The organism is Acinetobacter sp. WCHAc060006 (assembly GCF_004209135.1).
Classification (GTDB): Bacteria; Pseudomonadota; Gammaproteobacteria; order Pseudomonadales; family Moraxellaceae; genus Acinetobacter; species Acinetobacter cumulans.
Window position 1 is genome coordinate 21,880 of sequence record NZ_SGSS01000032.1, and the last position, 11,235, is coordinate 33,114.

The 11,235-nt window shown below is 40.1% G+C and carries 9 protein-coding genes; 6 read left to right on the forward strand and 3 right to left on the reverse strand.

From position 1 onward, the window contains the following. The first annotated feature begins 40 nt into the window (after window positions 1–40). From lpdA to sucD, 3 genes are all read left to right on the forward strand, one after another. Window positions 41–1,471 (forward strand): dihydrolipoyl dehydrogenase, encoded by a 1,431-nt coding sequence (lpdA, locus tag EXE29_RS14850; RefSeq protein WP_106985722.1) that lies wholly within the window; start codon window positions 41–43, stop codon window positions 1,469–1,471. A 173-nt stretch (window positions 1,472–1,644) separates the two neighbouring features. Next, a complete protein-coding gene (gene sucC / locus EXE29_RS14855) occupies window positions 1,645–2,811 on the forward strand; it encodes an ADP-forming succinate--CoA ligase subunit beta (RefSeq protein ID WP_120364943.1) in 1,167 nt (388 codons plus the stop codon). A gap of 12 nt (window positions 2,812–2,823) precedes the next feature. Further along, window positions 2,824–3,714: a succinate--CoA ligase subunit alpha gene (gene sucD, locus EXE29_RS14860; RefSeq protein WP_117008137.1), complete on the forward strand. Its 891-nt coding sequence runs from the start codon at window positions 2,824–2,826 to the stop codon at window positions 3,712–3,714. A 261-nt stretch (window positions 3,715–3,975) separates the two neighbouring features. On the opposite strand, the gene EXE29_RS14865 is transcribed toward sucD, so the two are convergent. The 3 genes from EXE29_RS14865 to EXE29_RS14875 form a co-directional block, all read right to left on the reverse strand. After that, entirely contained in the window at window positions 3,976–5,679 is a 1,704-nt protein-coding gene (locus EXE29_RS14865; protein ID WP_106985719.1) for a flotillin family protein, read from the reverse strand. 68 nt (window positions 5,680–5,747) lie between these two features. After that, the gene (locus tag EXE29_RS14870; RefSeq protein ID WP_106985718.1) at window positions 5,748–6,386 is read right to left on the reverse strand and encodes a YqiJ family protein; all 639 of its coding nucleotides are present in this window, start codon (window positions 6,384–6,386) and stop codon (window positions 5,748–5,750) included. Window positions 6,387–6,848: 462 nt separating this feature from the next. Further along, complete coding sequence (locus EXE29_RS14875) at window positions 6,849–7,391, reverse strand: hypothetical protein (protein WP_120364942.1); 543 nt, start codon at window positions 7,389–7,391, stop codon at window positions 6,849–6,851. 323 nt (window positions 7,392–7,714) lie between these two features. Between EXE29_RS14875 and cysD the strand changes: the two genes are divergently transcribed. The 3 genes from cysD to EXE29_RS14890 all read left to right on the forward strand — a co-directional run bounded on the left by cysD (window position 7,715) and on the right by EXE29_RS14890 (window position 11,180). Continuing rightward, a complete protein-coding gene (gene cysD, locus EXE29_RS14880) occupies window positions 7,715–8,629 on the forward strand; it encodes a sulfate adenylyltransferase subunit CysD (RefSeq protein ID WP_078189893.1) in 915 nt (304 codons plus the stop codon). A 152-nt stretch (window positions 8,630–8,781) separates the two neighbouring features. After that, window positions 8,782–10,395: a sulfate adenylyltransferase subunit CysN gene (cysN, locus tag EXE29_RS14885; protein ID WP_120364941.1), complete on the forward strand. Its 1,614-nt coding sequence runs from the start codon at window positions 8,782–8,784 to the stop codon at window positions 10,393–10,395. A gap of 107 nt (window positions 10,396–10,502) precedes the next feature. Then, window positions 10,503–11,180, forward strand: a complete 678-nt coding sequence (locus EXE29_RS14890) for an AAA family ATPase (protein WP_120364940.1) — start codon at window positions 10,503–10,505, stop codon at window positions 11,178–11,180. Window positions 11,181–11,235 lie beyond the last annotated feature (55 nt).

The window sequence follows — 11,235 nt, forward strand, 5'->3', positions numbered from 1 at the left end:
GGCTTAGAGTGATCCTCTAGGCCCATTTTTGGAGATACACATGTCTCAATTTGATTTAGTTGTTATTGGTGGCGGTCCTGGTGGTTATGAAGCTGCTATCCGCGCTGCTCAATTAGGCTTTAAAGTAGCTTGTATTGAAAAACGTATTCATAAAGGTAAACCATCTTTAGGTGGTACTTGCTTAAACGTGGGTTGTATCCCATCTAAAGCATTACTTGATTCATCTCACCGTTATGAAGATACAGTTCATCACTTAGATGACCACGGTATTACAACAGGTGAAGTGAAGTTTGACCTTGCAAAATTACTTGCACGTAAAGACAAAATCGTTGACCAATTAACTGGCGGTATTGACCAGTTATTAAAAGGTAACGGTATTGAATGGTTAAAAGGTACTGGTAAATTACTTGCTGGTAAAAAAGTTGAGTTCGTATCTCACGAAGGCGAAACTCAAATTTTAGAACCTAAATACGTGATTCTTGCGACTGGTTCTGTACCTGTAAATATTCCTGTAGCTCCTGTAGATCAAGACATCATTGTTGACTCTACTGGCGCTTTAGAATTCCAAGAAGTGCCTAAGCGTCTTGGTGTGATTGGTGCAGGTGTAATCGGTCTAGAACTTGGTTCAGTTTGGCGTCGTCTAGGTGCAGAAGTTGTTGTATTTGAAGCAATGGATGCATTCTTACCAATGGCTGACAAAGCTTTGGCAAAAGACTACCAAAAACTATTAACTAAACAAGGTCTTGATATCCGTGTTGGCGCTAAAGTTGCTGGTACTGAAATCAACGGTTCTGAAGTTACAGTTAAATACACTCAAGGCGGCGAAGAAAAAACTCAAGCATTCGATAAATTAATCGTTTGTGTGGGTCGTCGTGCTTATGCAGAAGGTCTATTGGCTGATGACTGCGGTATTAAATTGACTGAACGTGGTTTAGTTGAAGTGAACGATTGGTGTGCAACTTCAGTTGAAGGCGTATACGCAATTGGTGACTTGGTACGCGGTCCAATGCTTGCACATAAAGCAATGGAAGAAGGCGTAATGGCTGTTGAACGTATTCACGGTCATGCAGCACAAGTGAACTATGACACGATCATTTCTGTAATCTACACACACCCAGAAGCGGCGTGGGTAGGCTTAACAGAACAACAAGCGACTGAAAAAGGTCACGAAGTTAAAACTGGTCAATTCGGTTTTGCTGTGAACGGTCGTGCGTTGGCTGCTGGCGAAGGTGCTGGTTTTGTTAAGTTTGTTGCAGATGCAAAAACGGATCGTTTACTTGGTATGCACGTGATTGGACCTGCAGCATCTGATATCGTACACCAAGGTATGATCGCGCTTGAGTTTGTATCAAGTGTTGAAGATCTTCAGTTAATGACTTTCGGTCACCCGACATTCTCTGAAGTGGTTCATGAAGCTGCGCTTGCAGTCGATGGACGTGCGATTCACGCGATTCAGCGTAAACGTAAATAAGATGTTAAAAAGAGTGGCTTTGGCCGCTCTTTTTTGTTTTGATGGTTGTTTTTGTATGAACAATCATCTATTAATAAAGAATAAAGAAATTGAATAACAAGCCAATATTGTGTTGATGGATGTCTAAATATTGGTCGGTAATAACAAAGTAAAAGCAGTAAAAAGGTAATTGAATGAATTTACATGAGTACCAATCCAAAGCGTTATTAAAAAAATATGGCATGCCAGTCCAAGAAGGCGTATTTGTTACGACTGCAGAAGAAGCGGTAAAAGCTTTTGAGCAATTGGGTGGTAAATTTGCAGTACTCAAAGCCCAAGTTCACGCAGGTGGCCGTGGTAAAGCAGGTGGTGTTAAGGTTGTAAAATCTGCACAAGAAGCGACAGACTACGTTAACCAAATGGTTGGTTCACGCTTAGTGACCTATCAAACAGATGCATTGGGTCAACCTGTAAGCGGTATTTTGGTTTCTGAAGATGTATATCCTGTAGAGCGCGAATTGTACCTAGGTGCAGTTGTAGATCGTTCAAGTCGTCGTGTGACCTTTATGGCTTCGACTGAAGGTGGTGTCGAAATTGAAAAAGTCGCAGAAGAAACACCTGAAAAAATTATTAAAGTTGAAGTTGATCCATTGGTGGGTTTAATGCCATTCCAAGCCCGCGAAGTGGCATTTGCTTTAAATCTTAAAGATGGTCAAATCAACCAATTTGTCAAAATTATGACGGCAGCTTACCAAGCTTTCATTGAAAATGATTTTGCTTTATTTGAAATTAACCCACTTTCGGTACGTGAAAATGGCGAAATTTTATGTGTTGATGCAAAAATTGGTATCGACTCAAATGCCTTGTATCGTTTACCTGAAATTGCAGCGCTACGCGATAAATCGCAAGAAAATGAGCGTGAACTTAAAGCTTCTGAGTTTGACCTCAACTATGTGGCTTTAGAAGGGAATATTGGTTGTATGGTCAATGGCGCAGGCCTCGCAATGGCGACCATGGACATTATTAAATTGTATGGTGGACAACCTGCAAACTTCCTTGATGTTGGTGGTGGTGCAACCAAAGAACGTGTAATTGAAGCTTTTAAAATTATTTTGGCAGATACGTCTGTACAAGGGGTTTTAATCAATATTTTTGGTGGAATTGTACGTTGTGACATGATTGCTGAAGCAATTATTGCGGCGGTTCAAGAAGTCAATGTGACTGTGCCTGTAGTGGTGCGTTTGGAAGGAAATAACGCAGAACTCGGTGCAAAACTACTAGACGAATCTGGACTGAAATTGATTTCTGCAAACGGCCTAGCCAACGCTGCAGAAAAAATTGTTGCTGCTGTAAAAGGCTAAGGGGAATCAAGCATGAGCGTATTAGTAAATAAAGACACAAAAGTATTGGTACAAGGCTTTACTGGTAAAAACGGGACATTCCATTCTGAGCAATCCATTGCTTATGGTACAAAAGTTGTGGGTGGTGTAACGCCGGGTAAAGGTGGTCAAAAACATTTAGACCTACCCGTGTTCAATACTATGAAAGAAGCAGTGCGTGAAACAGGTGCGACGGCAACTTCTATCTATGTACCTGCACCTTTTGTTTTAGATTCAATTATCGAATCCATTGATTCGGGTATTGAGCTGATTGTTGTAATTACAGAAGGTGTGCCAACCTTAGACATGCTAAAAGCCAAGCGTTACTTAGAAACATACGGCAATAACGCACGCTTAATTGGGCCAAACTGTCCAGGTATTATTACCCCAGGTGAATGCAAAATTGGCATTATGCCAGGTCATATTCACCAAGCAGGCAAAATTGGTATTATTTCGCGTTCAGGCACATTAACTTACGAAGCTGTAGCGCAAACTACCAAGCTTGGTCTTGGTCAGTCGACTTGTATTGGTATTGGCGGTGACCCAATTCCGGGCATGAATCAAATTGATTGCTTGAAATTGTTCCAAGAAGATCCACAAACCGAAGCCATCATTATGATTGGTGAAATTGGTGGTACTGCGGAAGAGGAGGCAGCTGAATATATCCAGTCGAATGTAACTAAGCCTGTAGTTGGTTATATTGCTGGGGTAACTGCGCCAAAAGGTAAACGTATGGGTCACGCTGGGGCGATTATTTCGGGTGGTAAAGGCACAGCAGAAGAAAAATTTGCTGCCTTTGAAAAAGCGGGTATGGCGTATACACGCAGTCCTGCTGAATTAGGCTCGACCATGTACGAAGTGCTAAAAGGCAAAGGTCTGGTTTAAACACTTGATCTAAACATAAAAAAGAGAGTCTTAGGATTCTCTTTTTTTTGTGCGCTAAAAGGCGTTTTTAAGCTTGTATATAAGAGCAATAATGGCTTGGGTATTTGTTCGGTTTTAGGGTTAAGTGAAACTGCATGAGAAGATTGAGCCTACTTTTAAATAAGAGTGAAGTTTGAAGGCTCTGAAAAAAAACGAAGCCATAAAAAAGCAGTGCGAACACTGCTTTTTTAATTCATCCAGAATGTATAACTCACTCAAAACTTAGTTTTTGCTGGTTTTTAAGCTCTGGGTCAAGCCATTAATATCGCCGCCTTGAATGCCAAGTTCACTCATTAAGCTGTCAATTAGCGGGGCTTGAGAGCGATAGCGTAGGGCACTATTCACGACTTGATCAGACAATGCAACTTGACCTTGTTCGCCTTCAACACCAGCTGTTGAGCCAGTTACACCACCAAGACCATTGACTTGCAAAATCTTAATGTCGTCAATGTTTTCCATTGGTTTTACGCTTTCACGGATAATTTCAGGCAAGTACTTCAGCATCGCTAAACGAATCTGCATTTCAACCTGTTCAGATGACAATACGTTATTTGCTTCGTTTACAGCGCGTGTACCTTCAGCATCCACTTGATATTGTTTTTCCATCGCCTGTGCGAGCAAAACTTTCGCATCTGCTTCACCTTTGGCTTTTAAGCGAACTTTTTCGGCTTCTGCTTCAGCTGCAATACGTATCGCTTCAGCATCATCAGCAGCAGCTTGTTTGCCTGCTTCGGCAGCCACAGTAATTGCAATCGCTTCTTTCTCTGCTTTTTCTTTTGCAGATACCAATTCAACAGCCTTTTGACGCTCTGCTTGTTGAATTTGGCGGACGGTAATCACTTCTTCTTCAGCTTTTACCGCTTGAGCGCGAGCTTGATCGGCATGTGCTTTGGCTTCAGATTCTGCACGAGATTTTTCCGCAATCGCAATTGCGCGGTCTTGCTCAGCCAGTTCAATGGTTTTCTTTTGCTCTACTTGTGCTTGCTGAATGATCTGTGACTTTTGAATATTTTGATTTTCAACGTCACGGGCAGCAGTAATACGCTTTAAGTCGACTTCACGTTCAGCTGCAATACGCGCTTCTTCAGCTTCACGTTTTTTAGCTGCTTCTTGCGATGCAATTTCTGCAAGCTGTTCTGCGCGACGTACAGAAATTTCACGTTCTTGTTGTAACTTGGCATATTCTTCTTCACGTAGAATCTGCAAGCGAGCTTGTTCTGCTTCTAAGTTTTTGGTTTTGATCGCTAAGTCAGCATCTTGTTCAATCGCATTACGCTTACGACGGCGGTCTTCAATGGTTTCTGTGAGTTTAGTTAAACCTTCGGCATCGAAGGCATTTTGTGGGTTAAAGTACTTAAAGCCAGTTTGGTCTAAGCCCGTTAATGAAACAGTCTCAAGCTCTAAACCGTTTTTATGCAAATCTTCAGATACGACCTGCTGTACTTTTTGCACAAAGTCGACACGTTTTTCATGTAATTCTTCCATCGCCATTTCAGCGGCAACGGCACGAAGCGAGTCAACAAATTTACCCTCAACTAAATTTTTCAGCTCATTGGGTGACATGGTTTTTTGACCCAAAGTTTGTGCTGCTGTTGCAATGGAGTCAGCAGTTGGTTTTACACGTACATAAAACTCTGCCATCACGTCCACACGCATACGGTCGCGGGTAATCAGCGCTTGGTCATCCGCACGGCGTACTTCTAGGCGTAGGGTATTCATATTGACTGGAATAATTTCATGTAACACAGGGAGCACAATTGCACCGCCACCTAAAATTACTTTTTCACCGCCAAAGCCAGTACGCACAAAAGAAATTTCTTTGCTTGAGCGACGGTAAAGTCGAGCCAAGATAAAACCAATAAAAATAAATGCTGCAAAGATAATGCCTACGCTAATGAGTAGGCTACTTGGAATCATGTCTAACATTGTTGTAAATAACTCAAGATTGTTGTAATTGAATAAAAAATAAAATTAAAGAGAATAAATTAAAGTACTTATACAGATACAGCCTGAAAAACGGTTTTGATTTTATGCGTTAAAATAACAGACTGACCTTGACCAAATGTCGCTTCGGTTTCAGGTTCGACCAAAATGTAATGCGTTGTGCCATGGTGGTCGATCACTTTGGCCTGAGCAGGGTAGTTTTGTCGTGCTTCACCCAAAATAATGGTTGCTGTACGGCCAATTAACTCATCACTATAAATGGCCATCGTTTCATCTTGAGGTAAGATTTTTGCCACTAACTTCGCTACAGTGCGAACCACAGGCATACATAAAAACAGGCAAGCAAATGAAATAAGCCAAACATTAAACAACATGTCGGTCATTTGAAGGGTGATGCCTTGAATGATAAAACCTGTGAGCGCATAGGCTGTTAAAAAGATAATTAACCAAACAAACAAAGGAACACGTCCTAAGTAAAGCCAATCTAAAGCCTTACCCATTAAGCCGTGATCGGCATCAATGTGTGTTTCTGCATTGGGAGTTGCGCTATCTGTTAAAAATTGGTCAAGCAGTGTTTGTGAACCGCCTCCAATGATTGTTAGCAGAATTTCAAAAATCCCAAACAAAAACATTAAGCACAAACTGGTGCTAAATGCGATGTTCGCTGGATGTGTGAATAATTCCCACATATAGGTTGTTCTCTTTTATATTTGGAGTTTTGCTTCAAACATTTAAGCTTAAATATTTGCTGGCTACTCATATTTATTCAATTAAAGATACCATTGAATGATGGAGTTGTGTAAAAAATAGCTGACAAAAATTGTCAAAATGTATAAGAAATTTTCATCTCAATTGCATATTTTTTGCATAAAACGTGCTTTAAATCTTGAAAGATTGGCATTTTGTTTGATTGAGTCACGCTTTAAATGTGGTAAAAATACAGCATGCGTTTACTCAAATTACATGTTTTAAATTGACTCAGCTTTATTATTTTTGTATTTGAGCCTTCAGAATAGAACTTAGCCAGTCCTTATTTAACTGGCTAAACCACAGAGTAGGTGCATGATTTCAATACCTACACATCTTAATTTCATACAGTGCTTTAACTTTTGTTATTTCAAACGATGTGTTTGGTGTACATAGGCTCGTATTTAGAGTAAAGAAGTTTGAATACGGACTTTTATATCTAAGGCATTTTGTTCAATAAATGCTTTCATCCATTGCACTTGTTCACCCATAGGATTGGTTTTTACAGCGCTGTCTAAAAATGCCATTTCAGGCAGTGCATATAGTTGCTCTTCAATGGCATTTTTTAATTGGGTAGCATTGCAGGCCAAGGGCATACTAATGGTATAAAAACCTTTCGGATAATTATAAAACACATACAGTAAATTAAAGGCCCGTTGATCGCCTTTTAAATTACCCGCACCAATTTCATAGCGACGGTCTTGGTTGCTGTGGGTAATCCCAATCACAAATTCCCACTTTTGCTCCGAAAGTCGTAGACCAAATTGCAGACCTAATTGATCAGAACTCAGTTCATGTTGTACAAAATTATTCAGTGGTGAACCGTCTTCGTTCAAGGCTTCTTGTAAAATAAGCATGTGTTGCTGATGCTGATAGATAAAGCCAGCAAGTTTCGCCTGTGCTAAGCGGGCATTAAGTGCTTCAAGGTCAAAATGGCTATAAGGCATAGTCTATGGGTGAGATTGGCTAGATTCACTTTAATCTAAAGTGAAAAATGAAGCTTGCAAATACATGCTTAAGAGTTATTAACTATGGCGTTATTGTTACCTAAACTTAATATTTTGGCGCTAAAGCGCTAGAATCAGCTGGTTTGATATAGTGTGCTTTATTGATTAATTAAAATTGATAAGTACTATCAGAAAAGTTTTATATGACGAATTTGCATATCAATATAATAAAACAAGCAATAGTCTAGATAACTAAATCACTATAATGAATATAAATTTTCAAAAGTGTCATAAGTACACGTTTTTCTAAGCTGGTGTTGTCCATGTCGTTAAATGAGGAAAGACTTACTCATCTTAAACAGCTAGAAGCTGAGAGTATTCATATTATCCGTGAAGTAGCAGCTGAGTTTGAAAACCCAGTCATGCTCTATTCGATTGGTAAAGATTCAGCAGTCATGCTGCATTTAGCATTGAAAGCATTCTATCCTGCCAAACTTCCATTTCCGCTGCTGCATGTAGACACGGGCTGGAAGTTTAAAGACATGATTACTTTCCGTGACAACATGGCGAAAGAGCATGGCTTTGATTTGATCGTACATCAAAACAAAGAAGGTAAAGATGCAGGCGTAAATCCATTCGATTACGGTAGCTCAAAATATACTGACATTATGAAAACTCAAGGCTTAAAACAAGCGCTTGATAAATATCAGTTTGATGCTGCTTTCGGTGGAGCACGTCGTGACGAAGAGAAATCTCGTGCCAAAGAACGTGTTTACTCGTTCCGTGATACCAAACACCGTTGGGACCCTAAAAACCAACGTCCTGAACTTTGGAATCTTTACAACGGTAAAGTGAACAAAGGCGAAAGTATTCGTGTGTTCCCATTGTCTAACTGGACTGAGTTGGATATTTGGCAATACATCTACCTCGAAAATATTAAATTGGTTCCTTTGTACTTGGCTGCTGAACGTCCAGTGGTTGAGCGTAACGGTACACTGATCATGGTTGATGATGAGCGTATGCGTTTGAACGAAGGTGAAGTGCCACAAATGAAATCGGTGCGTTTCCGTACTTTAGGTTGTTACCCACTTACAGGTGCGGTTGAATCAACTGCAACAACTTTACCGGAAATTATCCAAGAGATGCTTTTAGCCACCACATCTGAACGTCAAGGCCGTATGATCGACCATGACGAAGCAGGTTCGATGGAAAAGAAAAAGCAGGAAGGTTACTTCTAAGAATCTCATAATCTCCCCCTAACCCCCTCTTTACTAAAGAGGGGGTACTCCCGAGAAAGAACGGAGCGAAGTCTCCCTTTCTTAAAGGGAGATTTAGAGGGATTAAAAAGATTCAGAAACCGATTTCAAAAGAATATGTGGAGCTTTGAGCAATGTCTCATCAATCAGATTTAATTAGCCAAGACATCTTGGCGTATTTAAAACAACACGAAAATAAAGACCTTCTACGTTTCCTGACTTGCGGTAACGTGGATGATGGTAAATCGACTCTAATTGGCCGTTTGCTTTACGATTCAAAATTGATTTATGAAGATCAATTACAAGCTGTGACTCGTGACTCTAAAAAAGTCGGTACAACGGGTGATGCACCTGACTTGGCTTTACTTGTCGATGGTCTACAAGCAGAGCGTGAACAAGGTATTACCATTGACGTGGCTTACCGTTATTTCTCTACTGAAAAACGTAAGTTCATTATTGCTGACACCCCAGGGCATGAGCAGTACACACGTAACATGGCAACTGGTGCGTCGACTGCAGATTTAGCGATCATCTTGATTGATGCACGTTATGGCGTTCAAACGCAAACTCGTCGTCACTCATTTATTGCGAGTCTTTTGGGTATTCGTAATATCGTGGTTGCAGTGAACAAAATGGACTTGGTTGAATTCTCTGAAGCGCGCTTCAATGAAATTCAAGCAGAGTACAACGAGTTCGTAAACCAATTGGGCGACCGTAAACCTGCGAACATTATCTTCACGCCAATTTCTGCGTTGAATGGTGATAACGTTGTCAACAAATCACCAAATACGCCGTGGTACCAAGGTCAGACTTTAATGGAGACTTTGGAAACTGTTGAAATTTCGCATGATACGAGCAAGCACGAATTCCGTTTCCCTGTTCAATATGTCAACCGTCCGAACCTCGACTTCCGTGGCTTCTGCGGTACGATTGCACTTGGTGAAGTAAAAGTTGGCGATACCATTACTGCATTACCATCTGGTAAGTCTTCGACTGTTAAAGAAATCGTGACTTTTGACGGTAACTTAGACAATGCTGTTGCAGGTCAAGCGGTAACACTTACGTTAAATGATGAAATTGATATTTCACGCGGTAACGTGTTGGTTAAAGCAGGCGAACAGCCATTAATTTCACGTTCTGCACGTGCCTCTGTGGTATGGATGACAGAGGCGCCTTTAGTGGTTGGCAAACTGTATAACGTGAAGTTTGGTACACAAACTATTCCTGCCAAAGTTGCGAAAATTAACTACCGTACCAATGTAAACACATTGGAAAAAACGGAAGTTGAACAGCTTGAACTGAATGCGATTGCAGATGTAACGATTGAGTTTGATGCGCCAGTGGTATTTGACCGCTATCAAGACAGCCGTTACACAGGTTCATTTATCTTCATCGACCGTTTAAACAACGTAACTGTTGGTGCGGGTATGGTTGAGTCTGCAGTGGAATGGACTGCACACAACGAGCCTGTAACTGCTGAAGCGCGTGCTGCACGTTTAGGTCAAAAACCTGCTGCGGTAACTGTGACTGCTAAAGCCCTTGAAAATGCGCAAGCGATTGAAAGTTTGTTGATTCAGCAAGGTGTGGTTGCAATTGCGAAAGCTGGTTTAACTGTGGAGCAAGTTGCACTAGTTCGTGAAACTGGTGTGGTTGTGATTACTGATAGTGCTGAAGGTACTGATGTGACTTATACAGTGGAGACTGCTGAAGAAGTTGCTGAGAAAATTGTTGAGTTAGTTCGTCTGTAATAGATTGAATTGATTTAAAAAAGACCCGCTTAAAGGCGGGTTTTTTTGTTCAAGCTAGTGGTGTTGTGTTAAATTTAATCATTCTTAAAGTGTATTTGGGGGAATACATGATTACTGGATTTACATTGCATAACGTCGCAACATATAAAAATAAGGTCGATGTTGATGGACTTAAAAAGTTAAATTTTTTTTATGGCACAAATGGTTGTGGTAAAACAACAATTAGTAGATTGCTTGCAAATCCCAACGAACTAAAATTTTCTAAATGTACTGTTAGTAATGTAAGTGGGTATAAAACTTATGCTTATAATCAAGATTTTATAGAGAAAAACTTCCATTCGAATGATCATTTAAATGGGGTATTTACTCTTGGTGATGATACAAAAGAAGCACAGATACAAATTGCTAAAATAAAAAATGATATAGAAGTTATCACAAAAGATATTGATGAAAATAGAAAAATATTTGATGAGCAAAACGATCAATCTTTAGTAAATCAACAAAGGATTGAAAGGGAAAAATTAGTAGCTAGGGCGTGGGAATTTAAAAAAGGAATAGAAGAAAAAAGTGAACTGATAAGAACTTTGCTTACAGGATTTAATCATAGTAAAGATGCATTCTTTAACGAGCTAATACGCCGATTACCACAAGCTCAAGCTAAGTTGGAAGACGTGGATTTAGATGTATTGATACATGGAGCATCCATTATTTATGGAGATGAGCAAAGTCAAAAAAGTGAAGTTACAAAAATTTCATTAGGTGGATTGGTTAGCTTCTTACCATAACCTGAATTATCGGAGGTAATTGTTAATTCAACTTCGAATAATCAGATTAGTGAGT